This window comes from Streptomyces sp. NPDC024632 (assembly GCF_055559175.1).
On sequence record NZ_JBVHLD010000005.1, the window covers coordinates 105134 to 127340 of the forward strand.

At 73.3% G+C, this 22207-nt stretch carries 25 protein-coding genes and 1 pseudogene; 9 read left to right on the forward strand and 17 right to left on the reverse strand.

What is annotated here, in order from left to right:
- Positions 1–2 precede the first annotated feature (2 nt).
- Both ACZ37P_RS12125 and ACZ37P_RS12130 read left to right on the forward strand, forming a co-directional pair.
- Entirely contained in the window at positions 3–428 is a 426-nt protein-coding gene (locus ACZ37P_RS12125; protein ID WP_355339292.1) for an ankyrin repeat domain-containing protein, read from the forward strand.
- Complete coding sequence (locus ACZ37P_RS12130) at positions 425–1549, forward strand: aminoglycoside phosphotransferase (protein ID WP_467346290.1); 1125 nt, start codon at positions 425–427, stop codon at positions 1547–1549. The genes ACZ37P_RS12125 and ACZ37P_RS12130 overlap by 4 nt, the downstream gene beginning before the upstream one ends.
- A 73-nt stretch (positions 1550–1622) precedes the next feature.
- Here the strand turns inward: ACZ37P_RS12130 and alc are convergent, their stop codons facing one another.
- The 3 genes from alc to ACZ37P_RS12145 form a co-directional block, all read right to left on the reverse strand.
- Positions 1623–2852, reverse strand: a complete 1230-nt coding sequence (alc, locus tag ACZ37P_RS12135) for an allantoicase (protein ID WP_391163705.1) — start codon at positions 2850–2852, stop codon at positions 1623–1625.
- A 59-nt stretch (positions 2853–2911) separates the two neighbouring features.
- A complete protein-coding gene (locus ACZ37P_RS12140; protein WP_355339283.1) occupies positions 2912–3835 on the reverse strand; it encodes a LysR substrate-binding domain-containing protein in 924 nt (307 codons plus the stop codon).
- A gap of 123 nt (positions 3836–3958) precedes the next feature.
- Positions 3959–5005, reverse strand: coding sequence for an AraC family transcriptional regulator (locus ACZ37P_RS12145; RefSeq protein WP_467346291.1), 1047 nt, complete (start codon positions 5003–5005; stop codon positions 3959–3961).
- 372 nt (positions 5006–5377) lie between these two features.
- Here ACZ37P_RS12145 and ACZ37P_RS12150 point away from each other — a divergent pair, with 372 nt between their 5' ends.
- On the forward strand, positions 5378–5872 hold the full coding sequence (locus ACZ37P_RS12150) for an anthrone oxygenase family protein (protein WP_401855952.1): 495 nt from the start codon (positions 5378–5380) through the stop codon (positions 5870–5872).
- A gap of 251 nt (positions 5873–6123) precedes the next feature.
- Here ACZ37P_RS12150 and ACZ37P_RS12155 read toward each other — a convergent pair.
- Both ACZ37P_RS12155 and ACZ37P_RS12160 read right to left on the reverse strand, forming a co-directional pair.
- Positions 6124–6627 (reverse strand): annotated as a pseudogene (locus ACZ37P_RS12155) (P-loop nucleotide/nucleoside kinase family protein); the annotation flags it as partial.
- Positions 6628–6719: 92 nt separating this feature from the next.
- On the reverse strand, positions 6720–7478 hold the full coding sequence (locus tag ACZ37P_RS12160; RefSeq protein ID WP_467346293.1) for a crotonase/enoyl-CoA hydratase family protein: 759 nt from the start codon (positions 7476–7478) through the stop codon (positions 6720–6722).
- A 148-nt stretch (positions 7479–7626) separates the two neighbouring features.
- On the opposite strand from ACZ37P_RS12160, the gene ACZ37P_RS12165 reads away from it, so the two are divergent.
- Together ACZ37P_RS12165 and ACZ37P_RS12170 are read left to right on the forward strand one after the other, a co-directional pair.
- Positions 7627–8094, forward strand: coding sequence for a hypothetical protein (locus ACZ37P_RS12165; RefSeq protein ID WP_467346295.1), 468 nt, complete (start codon positions 7627–7629; stop codon positions 8092–8094).
- Positions 8095–8202: 108 nt separating this feature from the next.
- Positions 8203–9171 (forward strand): hypothetical protein, encoded by a 969-nt coding sequence (locus ACZ37P_RS12170; RefSeq protein ID WP_467346296.1) that lies wholly within the window; start codon positions 8203–8205, stop codon positions 9169–9171.
- Between the two features lie 47 nt (positions 9172–9218).
- Here ACZ37P_RS12170 and ACZ37P_RS12175 read toward each other — a convergent pair whose 3' ends face one another.
- Positions 9219–9854 (reverse strand): helix-turn-helix domain-containing protein, encoded by a 636-nt coding sequence (locus tag ACZ37P_RS12175; protein ID WP_355339265.1) that lies wholly within the window; start codon positions 9852–9854, stop codon positions 9219–9221.
- Between the two features lie 79 nt (positions 9855–9933).
- Between ACZ37P_RS12175 and ACZ37P_RS12180 the strand changes: the two genes are divergently transcribed.
- The 3 genes from ACZ37P_RS12180 (at position 9934) to ACZ37P_RS12190 (ending at position 12234) form a co-directional block, all read left to right on the forward strand.
- On the forward strand, positions 9934–10647 hold the full coding sequence (locus tag ACZ37P_RS12180; protein ID WP_401855964.1) for an AzlC family ABC transporter permease: 714 nt from the start codon (positions 9934–9936) through the stop codon (positions 10645–10647).
- A complete protein-coding gene (locus ACZ37P_RS12185) occupies positions 10644–10967 on the forward strand; it encodes an AzlD domain-containing protein (RefSeq protein WP_391051310.1) in 324 nt (107 codons plus the stop codon). Before ACZ37P_RS12180 ends, ACZ37P_RS12185 begins: the two co-directional genes overlap by 4 nt.
- Before the next feature lie 190 nt (positions 10968–11157).
- A complete protein-coding gene (locus ACZ37P_RS12190; protein WP_467346299.1) occupies positions 11158–12234 on the forward strand; it encodes a phosphatidylinositol-specific phospholipase C domain-containing protein in 1077 nt (358 codons plus the stop codon).
- A gap of 109 nt (positions 12235–12343) precedes the next feature.
- Here the strand turns inward: ACZ37P_RS12190 and ACZ37P_RS12195 are convergent, their stop codons facing one another.
- Both ACZ37P_RS12195 and ACZ37P_RS12200 read right to left on the reverse strand, forming a co-directional pair.
- Positions 12344–13342, reverse strand: coding sequence for an LLM class flavin-dependent oxidoreductase (locus ACZ37P_RS12195; RefSeq protein WP_467346300.1), 999 nt, complete (start codon positions 13340–13342; stop codon positions 12344–12346).
- 3 nt (positions 13343–13345) lie between these two features.
- Positions 13346–13735 carry a nuclear transport factor 2 family protein gene (locus ACZ37P_RS12200; RefSeq protein ID WP_355339250.1) on the reverse strand — a complete coding sequence of 130 codons (390 nt, stop codon included), beginning with the start codon at positions 13733–13735 and terminating at the stop codon, positions 13346–13348.
- A gap of 284 nt (positions 13736–14019) precedes the next feature.
- On the opposite strand from ACZ37P_RS12200, the gene ACZ37P_RS12205 reads away from it, so the two are divergent.
- Entirely contained in the window at positions 14020–14625 is a 606-nt protein-coding gene (locus tag ACZ37P_RS12205; RefSeq protein WP_467346302.1) for a DUF4291 domain-containing protein, read from the forward strand.
- Between the two features lie 172 nt (positions 14626–14797).
- On the opposite strand, the gene ACZ37P_RS12210 is transcribed toward ACZ37P_RS12205, so the two are convergent.
- The 9 genes from ACZ37P_RS12210 to ACZ37P_RS12250 all read right to left on the reverse strand — a co-directional run bounded on the left by ACZ37P_RS12210 (position 14798) and on the right by ACZ37P_RS12250 (position 22204).
- The gene (locus tag ACZ37P_RS12210; protein WP_467346304.1) at positions 14798–15598 is read right to left on the reverse strand and encodes a L,D-transpeptidase family protein; all 801 of its coding nucleotides are present in this window, start codon (positions 15596–15598) and stop codon (positions 14798–14800) included.
- 216 nt (positions 15599–15814) lie between these two features.
- Positions 15815–16402, reverse strand: a complete 588-nt coding sequence (locus tag ACZ37P_RS12215) for a TetR family transcriptional regulator (RefSeq protein WP_467346305.1) — start codon at positions 16400–16402, stop codon at positions 15815–15817.
- Between the two features lie 5 nt (positions 16403–16407).
- On the reverse strand, positions 16408–16770 hold the full coding sequence (locus ACZ37P_RS12220) for a DUF1304 domain-containing protein (RefSeq protein WP_355339239.1): 363 nt from the start codon (positions 16768–16770) through the stop codon (positions 16408–16410).
- Positions 16771–16946: 176 nt separating this feature from the next.
- Positions 16947–17633 (reverse strand): alpha/beta fold hydrolase, encoded by a 687-nt coding sequence (locus tag ACZ37P_RS12225; protein ID WP_467346307.1) that lies wholly within the window; start codon positions 17631–17633, stop codon positions 16947–16949.
- 354 nt (positions 17634–17987) lie between these two features.
- Positions 17988–19022 carry a thaumatin family protein gene (locus ACZ37P_RS12230; RefSeq protein ID WP_467346308.1) on the reverse strand — a complete coding sequence of 345 codons (1035 nt, stop codon included), beginning with the start codon at positions 19020–19022 and terminating at the stop codon, positions 17988–17990.
- 178 nt (positions 19023–19200) lie between these two features.
- A complete protein-coding gene (locus ACZ37P_RS12235; protein ID WP_355339231.1) occupies positions 19201–19929 on the reverse strand; it encodes an SRPBCC family protein in 729 nt (242 codons plus the stop codon).
- A 72-nt stretch (positions 19930–20001) separates the two neighbouring features.
- Positions 20002–20547 (reverse strand): dihydrofolate reductase family protein, encoded by a 546-nt coding sequence (locus ACZ37P_RS12240; RefSeq protein WP_401719454.1) that lies wholly within the window; start codon positions 20545–20547, stop codon positions 20002–20004.
- Entirely contained in the window at positions 20544–21221 is a 678-nt protein-coding gene (locus ACZ37P_RS12245) for an ArsR/SmtB family transcription factor (protein WP_467346311.1), read from the reverse strand. Before ACZ37P_RS12245 ends, ACZ37P_RS12240 begins: the two co-directional genes overlap by 4 nt.
- Positions 21222–21466: 245 nt before the next feature.
- Complete coding sequence (locus tag ACZ37P_RS12250) at positions 21467–22204, reverse strand: Mut7-C RNAse domain-containing protein (protein WP_355339223.1); 738 nt, start codon at positions 22202–22204, stop codon at positions 21467–21469.
- Positions 22205–22207: the final 3 nt, after the last annotated feature.

A 22207-nucleotide genomic window follows, 5' to 3' on the forward strand; every position in this document is an offset into this window, starting at 1 on the left:
TCATGACCGAGCCGACGCCCGATCCCGCCGCCGAGAGCGAGCCCGCTCACGACCCCGAGCTGCTTCAGCTCGCCGCCCAGGTCTTCGACCTCGCCCGGCAGGGCGACACCGACAAACTGGCCGCCTACATCGACGCGGGAGTCCCCGCGAATCTCACCAACGACCGCGGTGACACCCTGCTGATGCTCGCCGCCTACCACGGTCACGGGCAGACCGTGCGGGCGCTGCTGGCCCGCGGCGCGGAGCCGGACCGTGCCAACGACCGGGGCCAGACCCCGTTGGCCGGCGCCGTCTTCAAGGGCGAGCAGGACGTCATCACCGCCTTGGTCGACGGCGGCGCCGACCCGGCCGCGGGCGTGCCGTCCGCGGTCGACACGGCCCGGATGTTCGGCAAGGACGAGTTGCTGAAGCTCTTCGGCGCCCAGTGACCCCCGCGACGCTCGTCCCCTCCTGCGTGGCCTCGGCCCTCGGCGGTGCGGCACCCACCTGGTCCTACACCGAACTCACCCACAATCAGGACAACCAGGCCACCGACGGCATCTGGCGGGTGACCGGCCCCGACGGCAGCGCGGTTCTCAAGGTGTGCGTCCCCACGGGCTCGGGCAGTTGGCAGACCAGCCCCGAGCCGCGGCACTGGAACCACTGGCGCCGTGAGCCGCTCGCCTACCGCGACGGCCTGACCGCGACCGTCTTCGCCGACGCCGGGATCGACGGCCCCCGCCTGCTCGCCGCGGACGAGCGGGCGGACGGCTCCTTCGCCCTGTGGCTGGAGGACGTCACCGGGGTGCCCGGCTCACAGTGGCCGGTGGAGCGCCTGGCCGCCTTCGCCCATGGTCTCGGCTTCGCGCAGGCCCGCTGGACCGGGCGGCTCCCTGCGGAGCCCTGGCTCTCCCGGGGCTGGCTCCGCCAGTACGTGGAGAGCAAGTCCCTGCCCGCTGAACTCCCCTGGGACCTGCCCGACGCCGCCGCCGTCTGGCCCGCCGCCCTGCGCACCGGACTGCACCGTATGTGGGAGCGGCGCGACACCCTGCTCGCCGCCGCCGAGTCCGGCCCCCGCACCCTGTGCCACCTCGATGTCTGGCCGCTCAACCTGATCGCCCAGGACGACTCCCCCGCGCACTCCCCCGGCGCCCCGGCCGCCCGACCGGCCGGCGGCCGTACCGTCCTGCTCGACTGGGCCTTCGTCGGGGAGGGCGCCGTGGGCGAGGACATCGCCAACCTCATCCCGGACTGCGTCGCCGACGGCCTGATACCAGGGGAGTTGCTGCCGGAGATCTCCGCCGCCGTCATCGAGGGCTATCTGGCCGGTGCCCGCGATGCCGGGGCCGCCCTGGGCGAGGACGAGCTGCGCCGCTCGGTGGCCGCCGCGGGCGCCGCCAAATACTGCTGGCTCGCCCCTTTGATGCTCACCCGCCTCGCCGTCGGCGGCCGGGTCGGCTCCGCCGCCTACGACGTGGACCACGACCCCCTGGCCGTACTCCGCCGCAGGACCGACCTCTTCGAGCACCTGGTCTCCTGGTCGGAACAGATCCTCAGCCCCGCCCGCTGAGGACCCTCCCGCAGAAGACCCTGACGAACGGGGCCCCCTCCCCCACGGGGGCCTGCCCGATGTCGGCCTCGCGCTAGCTGATGGCTTCCGTCCGCTCGGCCAGGCTGGTCGCGCCGCGCTCGGTCAGCGAGCCGTGCAGCCGCAGCCGGGATATGCCGCCGTCGGGGAAGATCTCGATCCGGACGTGGGTGGCCGGTATCGGGTTGACCAGGAAGCGGTGCACGCTGTCCGGCTGGAGCTTGACCCGCGGCAGCAGCGGGATCCACTCGCCGTCCTCCCCGTCGCGGACCGACAGCGTCGCCCAGCCCGCCGCGTTGCCCTTGAGATAGGCCGTGTCGATCTCGATGGCGCGGATCACGCCCTGGTCCACGAGCCGGTACTGGATCCAGTCGTTCCCGGTGTCACGGCGGCGGCGGGTCTCCCAGCCGTCGTCCATCTTCCGGGAGCGGCCGGGCAGGATGGTGTGCTCGGGCGGGGAGTAGAAGCGGTCGGAGGCGTCCTCCACTGTGCCGCCGTTCTCCAGCGCCACCAGGTCGAAGGTGCCCAGTTCGGCCAGCCACCCCGGGTCGGGCGCCACCTCGCCGTAGACCCGCAGCCGGGCGATCCCCCCGTCGGGGTGCTGCCGCAGGCGCAGGTGGGTGAAGCGCCGCTCCACATGCACCGCGAACGCGTTCTCCGCGTGCCCGCCGACCGCCGTGCGCGGGACCAGCTCGGTCCACTCCACCGCCGGGTCGAGCAGATCCTCGGGCGCCGCCGACATCGAGTGCGCGGTGGCCTCCACCGACACCGCCTGCGGGTAATTGCCCCGGAAGTGCGCGGTGTCGATCACCAGGCCGCGGATCACGCCCGGCGCCCCCAGCCGTATCAGCGCCCAGTCGTGGTCGGCCGGATCGGGGTGCGGGACCTGCGCGGACGCCCCCCGCCTGCGCCGCGTCTCCCAGCCGTCCATGATCTTGCCCTTGTGCCCGAAGCGCTCGGGGTCGAAGACCGCGGGCCCGGCCACCAGCAGATTCTCCCGCTCGGCGAAGAACTCGTCATTGGCGGCGACCACCCCCGCGCCCAGCCTGCGGTCGGCCAGGTCCGCGAGTCCCGCGAAGGGAAGCTCCACGCGGCGGTAGTCCGCGAAGGGGTTGCCGCCGCCGTAAGGAAGCGCGTCACCCGTGAAGGAGGTCAGGTCCGTGAAAGTGCCGGCCCCGGTTCCGGCCGCCGCGCCTGCCGCCGCTCCCCCAGCCGTTCCCCCCGCCGGTGCCGTCCCCGGCGCCGATCCCGCTGCCGTCGTCTCATGCGTCTCTGTCGTCGTCATGTCTCTACTCTCGGCCGACCCGACCCTTCACGTCCATCGAAACTTACTGAAGCCATTGTTCAGTCCAACTGCATGGTCGGGTCCAGCTCCGCGGCCCGCCGCAGCGCCCCCAGCGTCCGCCGCAGCAGCGGGGCGTCCTGCGAGCCGCCGCGCACCGCGCCCACGATCCGGCGCCGCGGCCGGTCCACGTCCAGCGGGCGTACCGCCAAGTCCTGGGTCAGGGCGCCGGACGCGGACATCCGCGGCACCAGCGCGATCCCCATTCCGGCCGCGACCAGGGCGAAGATCGCGGGCCAGTCGGCGGCGGCGTGCGCCTGCTCCGGCACGAATCCGGCCTCGGCGCAGGCCGCCAGGGTGATCTCGCGCCACGGTCCGCGACTGCCGAAGATCCACGGGTCCTCGGCGAGCTGGGCCAGTCGCAGCCCCGGCGCGGCGGCCAGCGGATGCGTCGCGGGCAGCGCGATGTCCAGCGGGTCGGTGAGCAGCGGGGCGATCACGAAGCGCGTGTCGCGGGCCGTCGGCGCGTCCACGGCCAGCGACAGCGCGAGATCCACGTCTCCGGCGGCCAGCTCCTCGTACACCTCGGCGGCCTCCGCCTCGCGCACCGACAAGGTGATGCCGGGCGCGTCGCGGCGCAGCAGCCGGGCGGCGGGCACCACCAGGCGCGTGATGGACGTGGCGATGGCGCCGACCTTCACGACGCCGACCTCGCCCTGTGCGTACCCGTCGAGTTCGGCGCCCGCGCGTTCGAGTTGCGCGAAGACGACCTCGGCGTGTCTGAGCAGGACGTGCGCGGCGCCGGTCAGCCGTACGCCGCGACCGCGCGCCTCCAACACCGGCGTGCCGATCTGCTTGGAGAGCGCGGCCAGTTGCTGCGAGACGGCCGACGGGGTCATCCGCAGCGCGCCCGCGGCGGCCGTGACCGTACCGGTGTCGCGCAGCGCGCGGAGGATTTGCAGCTTGCGGAGATCCCAGTCCTTCATGCAGCCAGCCTAAACAATTCCGACCCGATACCCCGGCTCAAACCGAACGGTGCATGGGACGCAGGAATCGTACGAGGCGCCCGTACGCGCCCCCCGAAGGCCCCCGCGCGCCCGCCGGACGGATCAGGACGCCGCGCTCCCCTCCGCCACCACACCCTCGCGGTGCTGCTGCGGGCTGATGCCGCGGACGCGCTTGAAGGCGGCGCTGAGCGCGAAGGGGCTGCCGTATCCCACCTTGCGGGCCACGGCGCCAATGGTGGCGTCCGGCTCGCGCAGCAGGTCGGCGGCGAGGGAGAGCCGCCAGTTGGCCAGGTACGACATGGGCGGTTCGCCGACGAGATCGGTGAAGCGGCGGCCGAGGGCGGCGCGGGAGACGCCGGTCCTGGCGGCCAGCGCCGCGACCGTCCACGGGTGCGCGGGGTCGTCGTGCAGCAGGCGCAGCGCGGGGCCGACGACCGGGTCGCTCTGGGCGACGTACCAGGCGGGCGCGCCGGCCTCCGGGCGGGAGAACCAGGCGCGCAGCACCGCGATCAGCAGCAGGTCGAGGAGCCGGTCGAGGACGACCTCCTGCCCCGGCTCGTCCCTGACGATCTCCTCGCAGAGCAGTGCGGGCAGCGGGCTGGCCCAGGCGTCGCCCGGCATGACCAGGACGTGCGGCAGGGCGGAGAGCAGCCGCTGGCTGATCTCGCCGCGCATCTGATACGTCCCGGTGATCATCACGACGGAGTCCTCGGCGGTCCCGGCACCCCTCTGACCTGCGCCGACGACTCCCGACACGGACCGCACCGGTCCCGGCGCGCCGACCGTACCCACCGCCTCGGGCGGCACATCACCCCACGTCCTGACCCCCAGGTCCATCTCCTCGCACAGCTCGACGCCCTGCGGGGTCGCGGAGACCTGTCCGGGATGGATGACGATCTGCGGCTCGGTGGCCGGCGCGTCCGCGACCGTGTACGGCTCCGGGCCGCGGATCACCGCGATGTCACCGGGGCACAACCGTACGGGGTCGCCCTTGTCCGGCACCACCCAGCCGTCGCCGCGCACCATCAGGGCCAGCGTCAGCGGCGCCCGGTCCTCGATCCGCAGCGACCAGGGCGGGGTGAGGATCGACCGCAGCAGGAAGGCGCCTCGGGCCCGCGGCCCGTCCAGCAGATTCGCCAGTGCGTCCATGCGCCCAGCCTAGGACTGGACGCCCGCGCATGGGGGTGAGCTTTTCGACGATGGTCCCGCCGCCCTCGCCGCCGTTTCACTGAGGCCATGACACCGAACGCGCATACCGCGCCCCGCGACCGGACACCTCAGCGGGCACCTCGACAGCCACCTCAACAGGCTCCGCACCAGCAGCGGTACGCGGCGTGGCCGTACGGTACGCCGCCGCCTCAGCCGATGTCCGGCGGCGGCGCGGCGGACCCGGAGCGGCGGCCGCGCCGGGAGCGGCCGCTCCCGCAGGACCGCTCCGGTCGGGACCGCCAACCCGCCTACCAGCGGCCCGAGTCGGGCCGGAATCCGACCGCTCGTCCCCGAGGACCCAGAGGAGTTGCCATGTCCGGCGACATCCGCAGTCTCGTGCTGCTCGCCGCCACGCTCGCCACCGGCCTGATGGCGGGCCTGTACTTCGCCTTCTCCGTCGCCGTCATGCCGGGCCTCGCCGCCTCCGACGACCGGACGTTCGTGGAGGCCATGCAACGCGTCAACGTGGCTATACTCAACGGCTGGTTCAGCCTCGCCTTCGGCGGCGCCCTGGTCCTGGGCGGGATCGCGGCGGCGCTGCACTGGCGCGGCGACGGACGGCCCGCGCTGCCGTGGATCATCGCGGGCGTGGTCCTCTACGCCGCCTCGCTCGTCGTCACCATGGGCTTCAACGTCCCGCTCAACGACAAGCTCGCCGCCGCGGGCGACCCGTCGAAGATCCGCGATCTCGCCGCCGTCCGGGAGCAGTTCGAGTCCGCCTGGCTGCGCTGGAACGTCGCCCGCGTCCTGACCACGACCGCCGCGCTCGGCTGCCTCGCCTGGGCCCTGCGGCTGGGCCGGGGATGACCCCCGCCGGGCCGACGGGCGAACGGCACGCGGCTTCGCGGCCGTTACGCCCTAAGGCGTGTCCGGCGGATCATGGGCGGTCCAGGCGGCGTGTGGTGTTCCCCCGGCCTCCGTCCGGGGGCCCTTGAGCGCAAGGCGCCGGGGTGGCCTCAAAGCGGAGCTATTCGGGTGTTCCGGCGACGCGGCAGGCGTGCGTGCCAGGCGCCGCCAGCCAGAGGCGACTTCACGGACACGCCCTGGGCGGTCACTGCGGCCGCGATCCGCCGCGCCACCTCGTCGGGGGCGACGTCCGCCGTCTCGACGATCTCGGCCTCCTCGCGCAGCCAGGGGAGGGCGGCGGCGTACGGGGCGACGTGGTCGTGCCGCCAGCGTCGGATGCCGGTGCCCTCGGGGTCGTTGTCGATCCGCGCGGCGAGCGTCAACGGGTCGGCGTGCAGCACGAAGTGCCGCAGCGGAATGCCGGACTTCGCGAACCCGTCCCGCAGTTCGGTCCAGTACGCCCGCACCAGCACCGACTGCGGTACGACCAGCGTCCCGCCGACGTAACCGAGGATCTGCGCGGCCGTCTCGACCACGAGGGCGCGCCACGGCGGATGGTCCTGGAAGTCGGCGACGGGGACCGAGGCGAGGACGGGGCGCAGCATGGAGCCGACCGTCTCGGAGTCGAAGATCCGCGCGTCGGGGCGGAGTTCGGTGAGCAGCCGGGACGTCGTGGTCTTGCCGACGCCGAAGGTGCCGTTGAGCCAGACGATCATGCCCGCGAGCACAACGGGCACGTGGGCGGCCGTCCGGGGACCCCGACAGGACTACGGGGCCGGCGCGTACGGCCGACAGCGGGCCTACGGCATCAGGTGAATGATCCGTGGCGGCCCTCGCCGGAGGCGAAGCGGGAGGCGCCCGCCGCCGCCTCGGTCAGGGAGGTCCGGCCGTGCGCCAACTCCACGGCCAGGGCGGCCTCTTCGGGCAGACCTTCCTGCTCCAGCAGGGAGAGCCGGTCCTCGCGCAGGCAGGTCTGAGGGAAGGCGGCGATCTCGGCCGCGAGTCGCTCGGCGGCGGCGCGGGCGGTGCCGGGCGAGACGACGCGGTCGACGAGGCCGATGGCGAGGGCTTCCGCCGCGTCGACCGGACGGCCGGTGAGGACGAGGTCCATCGCCCGGCCCGCGCCGATCAGCCGGGGCAGCCGTACGGTGCCGCCGTCGATCAGTGGCACGCCCCAGCGGCGGCAGAAGACGCCGAACACGGCGTCCTCCTCGGCGACGCGGAGGTCGCACCAGAGCGCGAGTTCGAGACCGCCCGCGACGGCGTGCCCGGAGACGGCGGCGATCACCGGTTTCCCGAGCCGCATACGGGTCGGCCCCATCGGGCCGTCGCCGTCGTCGGCGACCGCGTTGCCGCGTGCGGTGCCGATCGCCTTGAGGTCCGCGCCCGCGCAGAAGGTGCCGCCCTCGCCCCAGAGGACGGCGACGGCCGCCTCCTCGTCCGCGTCGAAGGCGCGGAAGGCGTCCGCGAGCGCGGCGGCCGTGGGCCCGTCCACCGCGTTGCGCACCTCCGGCCTGGACAGCACCACGGTGGTGACGGCGCCTTCGCGCTCGCTGCGTACGGACATCTCTCGCGCCTTCCGGTCGGCCGTCTGCGTGTTTACGTGTCCATGTGTCCATGTGTCGCGGGCATCGCACATGGACCGTGTACCCGCAGCGTTAACACGCGGGCACCCGCCTGAACAAGACACCCCCTGGGGGTATATCGTCAACCGGGTGACAGCGGACGGCGACGGTACGGCACACGCGCACCGGCCGCGTACGCCCCGGCTGTTGGCGGTGTGCGCGGTCCTGCTCGGGCTGTTCTTCATGCACGGCGCACCGGCTTCCGCGAGCGAGGGCTGCCACGGCGCGCCCATGGCCATGAACATGGGCACGGACATGGGTATCGCGCGGATGTCCGCTACCGCACCCGTCGCCGCCACCACCCACTCGACTCCGCACGTACGGCCGCAGGCCCCCGCCCCCCACGTCGCCAAGACCGGCTCCGGCGGTTCGTGTTGGGCCACGCCCGTACGCGCGCGGGCACCGCTCACCGGCTGGGCGCAGGTCGCCTCCGCCGTACCGCCGTTGCTGGGGGCGGGGTTGGCCGCCTCCGGCACCGCGCCGTCTCGGGACCGGCGGCGCGCTCCGCCGCCGGGCGGGCGGGCGATATTGCTGCGGGTGTGCGTCGCGCGGACGTGAAGAGGCCCGCCGCGCCGGGGAGTTCCCGGTGCGGTGTCGCGCCCCCACATCCGTCCGCATCGCATCCATACGCGCGCCGTTTTCCGCGCGCTCACCCGAAAGAGCATCATGCGAACACTCCGGCCCGCTCTCCTCGCGGCCACCGCCGCGACCTGCGCTCTGCTGCTCGGCCTGACCGCCTGCGGCGGCGGCTCCTCCACGACCGCCGGCCAGGCACACGGCCACGCCCCGGCGTCGTCACCCGAGTCCCCCACGTCGCCCCCCGCGTCCACGCCCTCCACGCCCTCCACGCCCTCCACGAACGGCATGGACGGCATGGACGGCATGGACGGCATGGACGCCCCAGCCTCCGCCAACGGCCTGTCCGCCGACCGCGACGGCTACCGCCTCGTCTCCCCCGACGCGCGGCTGCCTTCCGGTGCGCCCGCCACGTACCGCTTCTCCGTCACCGCGCCCGACGGCAGGCCGTTGACCGCCTTCGCGCTCGACCAGACGCAGCGGATGCACTTCTACGCCGTCCGGTCCGATCTCACCGGCTTCCAGCACGTGCATCCGGGGATGGCGAAGGACGGCACCTGGACGGCGCGGCTGGCGGCGCTCACACCCGGCGCGTGGCGGTTCTTCGCGTCCTTCACGCCGGACGCGGGCCCCGGCAAGGGGACGGACGTCGTCCTGAGCCGTACGGTCACGGTCCCCGGCGCCGCCTCGTCGCCCGTGCCGCTGCCCGCGCCCAAGACCAGCGCCACGGTGGACGGTTACACGGTGACGGTGAAGGGCGACATCATGGCGGGCATGTCGGGCATGGCGCATCCGCTGGCCGTGACCGTGACCAGGAACGGCCGCCCGGTGACCGATCTCCAGCCGTACCTGGGGACGTACGCGCACCTGACGGCGTTCCACGCCGGTGATCTGGCGTTCGCGCACCTGCATCCGACGACGGCCGTGAACGGCGATCACGGCGGCCCCGAACTGGCCTTCCACGCCGAGCTTCCGACGGCGGGCGACTGGCGGCTGTTCCTCCAGTTCCGCACGCAAGGCACCCTGCACACGGCCGCGTTGACGCTCCGCGCGGGCTGACGCACCGCCACCACGGGCACTGCACGCGGAGTTGACTCAGGGCGGCGTCAGTGGTGTTCCTGGACGAGCACCGCGAGGGTGTCCGGCTCCAACGCGCGGAAGATGTGCGGCTCGTCGCCCGGATAGGCGATGTAGTCGCCGGGGTGGAGTTCGACGGGATCGTCCGTGAGGCCGACCAGCGCGCGGCCGGTACTGAGCACCACGTGCTCGATCATGCCGGGCGCGTGCGGGTCGGACTCGCGGGCGGTGCCGGGCTGTACGGACACCAGGTAGATGTCACGGCGCGCGTGCGGCGGGCAGGAGGCGAGGAGTGTGGCCACGTAATCCGCGCGCTCGGCGGCGAAGGCGACGCCCTCGCCCGCGCGGACGACGCGGACGCGGGGGCGGGGCGGGTCGACGAGCTGGGCGAAGGCCACGTTCAGGGTGACGCTCAGCGCCCACAGGGTCTCGACGCTGGGGTTGCCGGTGCCCGATTCGAGCTGGGAGAGCGTGGATTTCGCGATGCCCGCACGGCGGGCGACCTCGGCGAGGGACAGGCCCGCGCGGCGGCGCTCGCGCTGGAGGGATTCCGCGATGGCCGCCAGCGGTGCCCGCCCGCTCTGCCGCTCCCGTCCACCCTCGTCCGCGCCGCGTCCCGGCTCCCCCGACTCTCCTGACGCGTGCGCCCCCTTGTCCGCCGCCATCGCCGCACCCTTCGTTCGTCAAACAAGTCCACTCGTTCGCCTTGACGAACGATCCCCACTCTGTTCATTATAGACGGCGATGCGTTCGATATGGCGAACTCCGGAGAAGGACCTGGTGCGGGACATCGCCCTGGTCTGCGTCGCCGATGCCGTCGTCGGGGTGTCGTTCGGCGCCATCGCCGTGGGGCTCGGCCTGCCGGTGTGGCTGCCGATGCTGCTGTCGGTGGTGGTCTTCGCGGGCGCGTCGCAGTTCATGTTCATCGGCATCGTCGCGGCGGGCGGCAATCCGGTGGCGGCGGTCGTCGCGGGCCTGCTCGTGAACGCGCGGCACGTACCGTTCGGCTTCGCGGTCGGCGACGTCTTCGGCACCGGGCCGCTCCGCCGCATCGCGGGCAGCCATCTGATGGCGGACGAGACCGTGGCCTTCACCCTCGCCCAGCGCGAACCCGAACGGCGGCGGGCGGCGTACTGGGCGTGCGGCATCGGCCTGTTCGTCTGCTGGAACGCCGGTGTCGTCCTGGGCGCCCTGGGCGGCGGCGCGGTCGGCGACACCGACGCCTTCGGGCTGGACGCGGCCTTCCCCGCCGTGCTGCTGGCCCTGGTACTGCCGTCCCTCGGCGACTCCGCGACGCGCGGGGCAGCGCTGGCCGGAGTGGTGCTCGCGCTCGTCGCGACGCCGTATCTGCCCGCCGGACTGCCGGTGTTGCTCGCCTTGGCCGGGGTCGGAGCGGCGCGGGCGGGCGGTCGTCGCGAGGAGCCGGACCCCGCCGCGCGGACCGGAGCGGGACGATGAGTACGGGGACGAGCCTGCTGCTCGCCACCGTCGCCCTGGGCGCGGGCACCTTCGCCTTCCGTTTCGCCGGGCCCGTGCTGCGCGCCCGCGTCACCCTCTCGCCGCGCCTGGAACGGCTGATGGCGCTCTGCGTCGTCGTGCTGCTCGCCGCCCTGGTCGCCACCTCCACCCTCACCGAGGGCCACGGCTTCGCCGGAGCCGCCCGCCCGGCCGGGGTCGCCGTCGGCGGTCTGTGCGCGTGGCGCCGGGCACCCTTCCTCGTGGTGGTGCTCGCCGCCGCGGCCACCACGGCGGCGCTGCGGCTGCTGGGCGCGAGCTGAAAGCGGTACGGACGTGACGCGGGCCCCACAACCCACCGAACCGCCCCTGACGTGGCGTCAATTCCGTTGAAGATCGGCTCGATTCGTAGCTGACAGCCGGAATCCAGATCGTGTTACGTGACATGTCTCCGTCGATTCACGCTCGGCAGTCACCGTCCGGACGGAGAGACACCCCCCCACTGGAGGACACGTGACCGGTCCGCTGTCCCGACGAGTTTCCCTACGACTGCGCACGGCGCTGCTCGGCGTGCTCACCACATGCCTGGCGTTCACCGTCGCCGGAGCCGGAGGCGGCGCATCCGCGTCCGCCGCTGACACCGGCTCCCTGCCGTTCTCGGGCGCCACGACGTCCGGCCTGCACAACACCTACGACCCCGCCGCCTTCCCGTACCTCGCCCAGGCGTTGGACACGGGCACGTCGCTGATCGAACTGGACGTGTGGGACGACTTCTTCACCCAGGAGTGGAAGGTCAGCCACTCCAGCCCGACCAGCAACGGCAACAACTGCGTGGACGCGTCATCGCCGTCGCAGCTCTACACGGGCGGCGCGAACAAGGACCTGGAGAGCTGCCTGGACGACGTACGCGTCTGGCTCGGCGCGCACCCCGGCCACGCGCCGCTGATGATCAAGCTGGAGATGAAGGCGGGCTTCCAGGCCAACCTCGGCATGAGCCCTGCCAAGTTGGACCAGTCGATCAGCGCGCACCTCGGCAGCCTGGTGTTCAAGCCGTCCGACCTGCTGGCCAAGCCCGGCGGCGGCAGCTACAGCACGCTCGACGAGGCCGCCCAGGCGGGCAACTGGCCGACGCGGCAGCAACTCGCGGGCAAGGTGATCCTGGAGATCATCCCCGGCACCGTCGAGGAGAACAACCCGACCGACACGCTGTGGACGGACGTCGAGTACGCGAGCTACCTCAAGGGGCACGTCTCGACCGCCCAGGTCTTCCCGACCGTGCACAACGTGCAGTCGGGCGACCCGCGTTCGCGCTACTCCGACGCCTCGCTGCGCCCGTGGTTCGTGATTTTCGACGGTGACGCCTCGGCGTTCCTCAACGTCGACACGAACTGGTACGACGCGCGTCATTACCTGCTCGTGATGACCGACTCGCAGAATGTCGCGCCCGCCCTGGACGACGCGAATCCGTCCCCGGCCGACGCTCAGGCGCGGATCGCCCAACTCGCCGCGGCGCACGCGACGATCGCCTCGAACGACTGGAAGGGGCTTCCCCAGATCCAGTCGCTCGTCCTGCCGCGCGGCAACGGCTGACGGTCCTGGTTCCAGGGCCGGCCGCGGCCTCGGCCGCGCAGCACGGCACCCCACGGCGACCGCCGGCCGTGGGGTGCCGCTCCTTCTCCGCCGACCTTTCCGGTCCCGCTCAGACGGGGACGGCGCCGCCGAACGCGGGCGCCCGGTAGGTGTCGAGGCGGGCGGCCTCCGGCCCGGCCGCCTCCTCCCGGTGCAGGCCGCGGACCGCGGGCAGCGCCGCCGCCAGCGTCCGCGTCGACGCCTCCGTCCACGGGCCGCCCGGCACCAGCACCACGTGCCCGATGCCCAGACCGGCGAAGTGGCGGCAGTGCGCGACGAGTTCGTCCGCCGACTCCTGCGGCCGCAGCCTGACGCTGACGGATGTGTCGATGTCGCCGAGCGGGCGGCCGATCTTGCGGCAGTGCACGGCGAGGATGTCGAGCTTGCGGCGGATGGTGGCGCCGCCGTTCGGCACGTCGAGCAGATTGCAGGCGTCGGCGTACCGCGCGACCAGCGGCAGCATCCGGGCCTCGCCGTTTCCGCCGATCAGCACCGGCGGGTGCGGGCCGCTGAGCGGCAGCGGACTGGGGTACGGCCTGGCCAGGTCGCAGTGCGCGCCGCGGAAGGGGCTGTCGTCGCCCGACCACATCCGGTGCGCGAGCCGCAGCACGTCCTCCATCCGCTCGAAGCGTTCGGGGGCGCCGGGCGCGGGCGGGCCCAGCGCGGCGGCCTGGTGGTCGGCGTATCCGGCGCCGATGCCGAGCCAGGCCCGGCCGCCGGACAGGACGTCGAGCGTCGTGACCGCCGTGATCAGCGGGCCGGCCGCGCCGTTGCCGACCGGGCTCGCCATGGCGCCGAGCCGCACCCGTTCACTGCGCGACGCGAGGAGTCCCAGCGTCGCGTACGCCTCCAGGACCGCCTCGTCCGGTGAGCGCGTCGGGTCCGTCCGCGTCGGGTCCGTCCGCGTCAGGTCCGTCCGCGTCAGGTCCGTCCGCGTCAGATGGTCCGTGACCCACACCGTGTCGAGCCCGATCTCGTCGGCGGTGGCGACGACCCGCTCCAACTGCCGTGCGGAGCCGCGCGGTCCCTCGGGCCAGGCGTCGTGGGCGACACTGATACTGATCCGCATCGTCTACGCCTCCGGTCCCGGGCGGTCGCCGGTCGGACTGAGGTGGAGCGCGGCCAACCGCCATACGCCGTCGGTCTCGACGATCGTCTGCGTCACCCGGAAGTACCCGTCCGCGTCCCGCCCGTCGAAGATGCTCTGCTGGCCCTGCACTCCGGTGGCGACGGCCGCCCGCCCGTACTGACGGATCGTCACCTCGGCCCAGGTGAAGGCGTCGTGGACGAGCGCGCCGGAGGCGTAGCGGTCGAGCCACTGCTTCTTGTCGAGGACGAAGCCGCGCGGTCCCACCGCGCTGAAGTCGTCGGTCAGCAGCGCGTCCAGCGCGGTCACGTCACCGCGCCGTTCCGCCTCGGTCCATCGGCGCGCGAAGTCCGTCAGCTCCTGCTCGTCTTCCATGGCCGTGCCTCCTCGCGAGCGGGTGCGAAAGCCCCGGCGGAGGCCGGACTCCCGGCCACCCGTGTGCCGGTCCGGGGTGCCTCACCAGACTCCCGCGTACGCCGCCGCGCCGCATCGCCCGGCGGTATGCCTCTGCCGTACTCCCCCGGTCAACCCGCCCCGCCCCCACCCGTACTCCCCGGGGAGTAACGCCCCGCCCCCGCCCTCCCCTCACCCCCTTCGCCGGGCGTTCCCGCCCCGCAATTCGCTGGCCGCCCCCACCGCCTCGACGGCACTGTGTCCGCATGCGAGAACCCGCCCGGCGCGTCCGCGCCCTCCACACCCCCACCACGATCACCGTCTACCAGGCGTACGCCCCCGCGATCGGCCTCCCCGCCGCCCGCGACGGCCGCTTCCCCGCCGCTTGGAGCCGGGACCGCATGACGTGGATCAAGCCGTCGTTCCTGTGGATGATGTACCGCTGCGGTTGGGCCGCCAAGGCGGGGCAGGAGACGGTGCTCGCGGTGGAGATCACCCGTGACGGATTCGAGTGGGCGCTTCGGCACGCGTGTCTGTCCCACTACTCCCCCGACGTGCACGCCGACCGGGACGCGTGGCGTCGGCAGCTCAAGCGCGCTCCCGCGCGGGTGCAGTGGGACCCCGAACGGGACGTGCGGCTGCGGCCGTTGCCGTACCGGTCGCTGCAACTCGGGCTGTCGGGCGAGGCGGTGCGGGAGTACGCGGACACGTGGATCGTGGGGATCAGGGATGTGACGCCGCTGGCGCGGGAGGTGCACCGCTTGGTCGGGGCCGGGGACGTCGAGGGGGCGGAGCGGCTGGTGCCGGAGGAGCGGGCGTATGACGTCGTGGGCGGGCTGCCGGAGCGGGTGGGCGGGAGTTCGGGTGTCTGACCCGTGGGCGGCGGTGGGCGGGGGCCCGGGGCGAGGGTGTCGCCCTGTGGGTCTTCTCGGTCGTGTTCGGGCGGGTCACCGTCGGCATGGTGGCGCAATTCGCGGTGCGCTGGCGGGCGTGCGGATGCGCGGCCTCGGCGATCCGTCAGCGGGCGCGGAGACCGGGAGAGGACTACGCCGACAGCGAGGCGTGGTCGCCCATCACGATCACCGGGTGGTCGGCCGGGACGAGCGTGTGCAGGAGGTCGACCATGTGCGCCGCGGAGACGCTGACGCAGCCGTGCGTCGGGCCGCCGTGGTCGACGTGGACCCAGATGCCGCCGCCGCGGTTGGCACCGAGCGGCTGGGTGCCGTCGAGCGGGGACGTACCGGGCACGCGGTTGTAGTCGATGGCGATGACGTAGTCGAAGGCGGCGTCCAGCGGCTCGCCGTCGAAGCCGACGCCGCCCGCGCGGAAGGCGGACGAGTGGTGGTAGGGCAGCTTGGCGCCCGGATCGGCGTCGAAGCCGCCCGCGTCGCTGAGGGTGAACACGCCGATGGGGCTGTGCAGATCGCCCGAGTGGTGCTTTTCGGTCCAGCCGCGCAGCGCGTTGTGCGCGGGCCAGGCCGCGCCCGCGCTCCAGTGGCCGTCGGCGGTACGGGACCACAGGGTGACGGTGGAGTCGGCGGAGTTCTTGGCCTTGCCCGAGGCCACCAGCACCTGCCGGGTGGCGGCGGGGATCGCGGAGCGGGTCTTGGGGCCGAGGCCCGGGATCACGGTGGGCGCCTCGTCCTTGACGCTCAGGGTGCCGGGGCCCGCGGCCTTGGCGGACGCGCCGGGCACCGCGGCCTGACCGTGCCCGGAGCCGCCGTTCCTGCCGCTGTCCGCGGCGGCGGAACCCGCGCCGTGCCGGTCCATCACCACATATCCGGCGCCGACGACCGCCAGCACGACGAACGCGGCGGCGCCGATCCCGGCCCTCCGTCGCAGCACATGTTTCCGACGCCGGTGGCGGTTTCGGCCACGGCCTTCTGTGGAGCGGCTCTCAGCGAAGGAGCCCGCGGGAGCGGAAGTCATCCCGGCGATCCTCGCAAACTCAGACCCATATGCACCACCCAGGGTGACCTCTCGCCCGATTTGCCCCGCATATCCCCCACCGTCCGCACCCGCCGCGCACACCGTACGCCCTGACCGGGCGTCAGCGAAGGATCAGCGGACGGCGCGGTGGATCGCGACCAGCAGCCGCCAGACGTGAGCGGCGAAGGCGTCCGGCGAAAGGTCCAGACGGCCGTGCAGCCAGTCGGCGAGCAGGCCGGTGAACACGGCCGCGGTGGCGGAGGCGGCGAGCGCGGGCGACGGGGCGCCCGCGCGGGTGCGGTCGGCGAACGAACGAGCGCGGAGTTCGTCGTGGAGGAGCGCGCCGAGCGGGCCGCCGCCGCCTTCCGCGATCAGACCGCGGTAGAGGTCGGCCCGCCCGGCCACGACGGCGAGGAATTCGGCCAGCGGCGCGGGCGGCGCGTCGGGCCCCGGCGGCGCGGTCCAGGCGTGCAGCGCGTCGACCGCTTCCCGTACGACGTCGGCGCAGGCGTCGACCGCGAGCGCCTGGAGACCGTCGTAGTGCAGATACAGGGTCGCCCGGCCGACCCCCGCGCGGCGCGCCACCGCCGACAGGCTGACCTGCTCCAGCGGGCGCTGCGCGCACTCGTCGAGCAGCGCGGCCCGCAGCCGGGCGCGGGTCCTGAGCGTACGGGGATCGGACGTCGCGCGCCCCCCGCTCACCTCACCCGTAGCGATCACACCCCTCATCCAGCCACAAGCACCGCCGCCAGCGCCACGACCGCGGGCGCGAACTGCACAAAGAGAATCTTGCGGGACGCGGTCGCCGCGCCGTACGCACCCGCCAGGATCACACAGCACAGGAAGAACACCCGCGCCTGGAAGCCCACCGGGTCGGAGGCGATCAGGCCCCAGACGAGTCCGGCGGCCAGGAAGCCGTTGTAGAGGCCCTGGTTGGCGGCGAGCGGCGCGGTGATCCTGGCGCCCTCGTCGTCGAGCCCGTGCAGCGCCCGGCCGCGCGGACCGCGCCACAGGAACATCTCCAGCACGAGCGCGTACACATGGAAGGCGGCGACCGCGCCGACCAGGATTCCCGCGACGACCTTCACGACCGTGCACCACGCCTTCCGTTGACCGGACTTCCCACTCCCCGACTTCCTGGACAACTGTACAGGAAGTCGGAAAGCCCCCTCCCTGCCGGGAAGCCCGCCGGGCAGTGGCCTCTGCGCCAGGAAGTCCCCCAGGCCGGGGGGAAGTCGCCGTTACGCGGCCGACCGCACGCGGCTCACACGTCCCGCACCAGCGCCTGCGCCAGCTCGCGCGGCCGGCTCAGCGCGAGCAGATGCCCGCCGGGCAGTTGCTCGACGTCCACGCCGATCCGCTCCTTGCCCAGCCGCCGCTGGAATTCCAGCGGGAAGAAGCGGTCCTGCGCGCCCTGGAGGAAGCGGGTCGGCACATCGGGCCACGCCGTCAGCGGCCACGGCTGCGTGAAGACCCGTTCCGGCGCGCCGCCCGACGGGGCGGAGTTCATGGCCTCCTCGGTGATCTCCCGCGGCACGTCGTGGAAGAAGTCGACGCGCACGTCGAACGCGGTGTCGCGTCCCTCCTCCCGCGCGTACGCCTCGCGCGCGGCCTGCTGGCCGGTGTGGTCCCACCACTCCCCCGCCGTCTCGCCGGGCAGCGGCACCATCGCGTTGAGGAGTACGAGCCGGTCGGCGCGCAGCCGCTCGCAGGCCAGCGGCGCGGAGAATCCGGCGAGCGACAGCGCCACGAGGACCAGCGGCCGGGCCAGCCGGTCGACGTCGCCGCACGCCGCCACGATCGCGTCCGCGTAGGCGTCGAGGTCGGCGGCGCTGTCCTCGGGCAGGTCGAGCGTCACCGCCTCGTGCCCGCGGGCGCGCAGTTCCGGTACGAGCCGGTGCCAGCCCCAGGCGCGGCCGTCCGCGCCGGGGACGAGTACGAAGGTCGCCATCGTTCACGCCTGCTTTCGTCGGGGCGCGCCCGGGACACGGGCCCGCTGCTCCCCATAGGACCGCGGGCGCGGCCGAAACTCATCGCGGATCGGCGGCGGCCGTCCCCGGTCGGCCGGGCCGACGACGGCGGTTTCCGCGCCGCCCGCGTCGTCGTCCCGGCGCCGGTCACGGCCGCCGCCCTTCCCGCCCCCGACTCCGCCCTGACATACGGCGTCGGTACGTCCTCCCCGACCGGCCGGTCGGGCCCTTCGGGTGCCTCACGGGCTCACCGGCTCAGCGGCTCAGCGGCTCACCGCATCACCGCATCACCGCATCACCGCATCACCGCATCACCGCATCACCGCATCAGCGCATCAGCGGCTCAGCCCGAAAGTGATCCGGTACCCGGCCTCGCCCCGGCTGGTGAAGGTGCTGGTCGCGTCGTCGTCCCCGTACGAGTACGCGAACGGCTCGGCCCTCTTGAACACGTCCGCGTACCTCACCGGCCACTGGTCGGGCAGGCACATCGAGCGCGGCGCCCACGTGCCGCGGCAGCAGTACTGGTCGGTGTCGAAGACCCCGCAGGGCGACTCGCAACCGACCACCCGGCCACCGGACGTCACCTGGAGGGCGGCCGGACAGTCCACGGCGTGGGTGCAGCCCGCGGCCGAGCAGCCGTTCGCCGAGATCGGGTCCTTCGTCGTACCGCCGACGAGGTTGATGTACATCGGGAGGTTGGAGCCGTCGACGAGGCTGACGTCGTAGAAGTCCATCCCGTCCCACGAGTTGAGGTTGAACTCCGCCAGCGTCGCCGGGATCACCCCGTAACCGGGGCACTGGAAGCGGCCGTCGCAGTCGCCGGTCTCGCAGTGGCCGCGGCCCGAGGCGTCGAAGGAGCAGCCGGTACGGCCCCAGAAGCGGCCGTTCCAGTGGTCGGGCACGCGGACGCCGAGGGTCTGCCCAGGGCGCAGGACCCAGCCGGTGGTGGTGAGCGCGGGCCGGGCGGTCTGCTCGCCCGAGGCGAGCCAGATCGTCTGGTCCACGTCGTTGACGAAGGTGAACACCCGGGTGCCGGAACGCGGTGGGAGCTTCGTACCGGCGGGCGGCGCGGCGGTGCGCGACGCGGTCGGCCGCGGGGGCTGCCGGGAAGCGGTCGGCTTCGGCTTCTTGGCGGCGGTCGTCGCGGAGGCGGTGACGGTCGGTGTCACGGACGGCGCGGCCGTGGTCGTGACCTGCCCCGCCGATACGGGCGCGGCGCCCGCCGTGGCCGAGGTGTCGGCCGAACCGCCGCCAGGCCGTTGGCCGGAGACCACCCAGACCGCCACGCACAGGGCCGCGACGGCCAGCGCCACCGCCGCCGACACGGCACCGCGCCGTGATCGTCCGCCGTGCCGAGCTCTGCGTCCCATCGCTTCCTCCGCGCCGTGGCCGCCGTGGCCGCCGTCAATACCGTTGATGCCTGTGGCCAGCGCATCCCGTACGTCCCGCACATGCCGACTCACCGGCGATCAGGAGACGGCCGGTGAGCGGCGGGGATAACGGATTTCCGGTACGGCGAAGGCCCGACTCCGGCCGCGGGAGGGGGCGTTACGCGTAGACCCCGGCGAGCCAGCGCGTCCAGTCCGCGCCGATCCGCTCGGCGTCGGCGCCCGGCGCGAAGTCGTGCACGCTCACGCCGACCGTCGCGCCGAAGTGGTTGCGGCCGAAGAAGCGGTACATCGCCTGGTCGGTGCGGAGCCCGATGAAGTACGGGTTGCGGAAGTCGAGCACGGCCTCCACCCGTCCAGCGCCCGGCAGTTCGACCTGTACGGTCGCGCCCTCGGCCGCGTCGTCCGCCAGCCCGAGCGCGCGGGCCGCCGTCTCGAAGGCGTCGGGCGCGCCGGACGCCTTCGGGCCTTCCGCGCCGCCGAAGACGGCGATGCGGCCGGTGAAGTACCGCAGGTACTCCCGCAGGGTGTGCATGTAGAAGTCGGTGTGCTTGTTCGCGCCGTCGTACTGGTTGTCCCAGTCCTCGACGAGGATGCCGCTGTGCACGTACCGCACCCATGAACCGCCGCCCTCGCGGGGCTCGATGAGGTGGTCGACCTGGTTGAAGGTCTGCACCGAGATGCCCTCGGCGTCCTCGGTGCGCCCGGTCAGCCGGTGCGGCGGGTCCCACGCGACCACGGTCCCGCCGAACGGCGCCGCGCCGCCCTCCTTGGGCTCGTACTCCATGGGCCACAACCAGCCCCCGGTACCGGTGGTGATGGCGTCCCAGACCTGCGACGGGCTGGCGTCGACCTCGAATTCACGGACGATCTCGAAGTGCTTGGACATGGTTGTTCAGAGCTCCTTGCTCCAGGGGATACGCGGATGGGGGCCGTGCGGGTGCGGGAGGGCGGACGGGCCCTACGCCTTCCGCGGCGCGTAGACGACGTGATGGACGCCGGACGCGAACATCTCGGAGGAGACGACGGTGAACGGGGTCTGCGGCAGGCCGTCCTGGAACAGCCGCTTGCCGCGGCCGACCACGATCGGGTGCACCAGCAGGTCGAACTCGTCCACCAGGCCCTGCCCGAGCAGCAACCGCACGAGCGTCGCGCTGCCCATCACGGTGATGTTCGCGCCGTCCCGCTGCTTCAGCTCGCGGACGGCGGCGGCCGGATCTCCGCTGAGGACGGTGGAGTTGTTCCATTCGGCCTTCTCCAGCGTGCTGGAGACGACGAATTTGGCGATGCCGTTCATGTGGTCGCCGCCGGGCTGGCCGGCCATCGCGGGCCAAGCGGCGGCGAAGCCGTCGTAGGTGGTGCGGCCGAGCAACAGGGCATCGGACGCGTCCATTTGGGCGGACACGGCACCGGCCATGTCGTCGTCGAAGTACGGCCCGTGCCACTCGTGGGGCGCCTCCATGACTCCGTCGGCGGACAGGAACTCACTGACGACAAGCTTCCTCATGACGCTTCCTCAGGGGGTGTGGTGGGCCGGCCGACGGCCGGTTCGACAGCGGCGGTATCGGTGCAACCGCTCGTGACGGCCGGGGCCTCGGGGGTCTTCACCGTGGGGTGCAGGGCGACGACGATCCGGTGCGGACGCCCGCCCTCGGCCTCCTCGTCGTGGTACTTGGCGACCAGCGCGGCGATGCCGCGGGTCAGTTCGTCCACGAACGCCGCGCGGTCCGCCGCCGAGCCGAAGCGGACCTCGCCGTCGAGCGCGAAGGTCGCGATCCGCTGCCGTGCCCGGTCCGCGCCCGTGATCAGCGTGCCGACGTCCCGCACCAGCCGGGCGGCGACAGCCAGCAGCCAGCGCGCCGAGAGCTGGTCGCGGAAGCGGGCCGGATCGGGCTGCACGGCGGCCAGCGCCATCGGCGAGATCACGTACGAGGCCGCGGTCGCCCGCATCAGCCGCTCGGTGACATTGCCCTTCTTGCGCTCGCCCGACAGCTCGACCAGGCCGTGCTTCTCCAACGCCTTGAGGTGGTAGTTCACCTTCTGCCGCGGCAGCCCCACCCTCGCCGCGAGCATCGTCGCCGATGCCGGGCCAGCCGCCAGCTCGGCCAGCAGCCGGGACCGTATCGGGTCCAGCGACGTCGCCGCCGCTTCGGGGTTCTCGATCACGCTCACGTCCAACATGGCTTCAGCGTCTCACCGAAAACTTTTTTTGTCCAGACGCATTCTCTTGTCGGTGGGCGAGCGGCCTTCGGCGCGGGTATCGGTCGGGCTGATGCAGGCACTGGCCGGTCCCATGGGGGCAGGGCACTGCCCGGTCCCATGGGAGGCGCCGGACGGTCCCACCAGCGGCTCCGGCGCGCGCTGCCGGTCCGCGCGGAGCCGGTCCGCGCGGGGTCAGTGGCGGGTGGGGTCAGTGCCGCGCGGGATCAGTGCCGGGTGGGGGCGGCGTCGCGGAGTGCTTCGGCGACGACGGCTTCGAGGCGGGTGTGGTGGGCGCCGCGCCAGTAGACGCGGCCGCAGGAGGCGCACGCGGCGAAGACGTCGTAGGAGCGTTCGGTGCCGCCCTCCAGGCGGTCGCGGACGGACTCCTTGTCGGCGGGGGTCAGCAGGCCGTTGCAGGCGACGCAGCGGGTCCAGGGCGCGAGGTCGGGCGCGAACCGCTGGAGGATGTCGCGCAGTTGGTCGGCCGGGCGGTCGCTGTAGACGTACGCGCCCGCCCACAGTTCGCGGCGGCGCAGCAAGCCCCGGTCGCGCGTGAGCATGACCCTGCGGTCGCTCGCCGAGAGCGCGGCGAGCGCCGGGTCGCCGATGTCCTCGTTCTCGTACGCCGCGTCGACCCCGAGCAGCCGCAACCGCCGTGCCAGCGTGCCGAGATGGACGTCGAGCAGAAAGCGCAGCGGCGCGCCCGGCACCTCCTGCGGCCGTACGACCGCGTGGACCCGTACCGCCTCGCCCGGCGCCGGGACGTGCGCGTTCGGGACCGCGCGGCCGTCGACGGACAGCCCGCCGACCTCGGTGAGCGGCACGCCCAGCGACTCCACGACGTGCCCGAGTGACGACGTGCCGTCGGTGACCACGGCGCCGGGTTCCTCGCGGCGCCGGTCGGCGGCCACGAAGAGGTGCAGCTCAGCCGGGATACTGACGGTGATGTGCGGTCCGTTCACGGA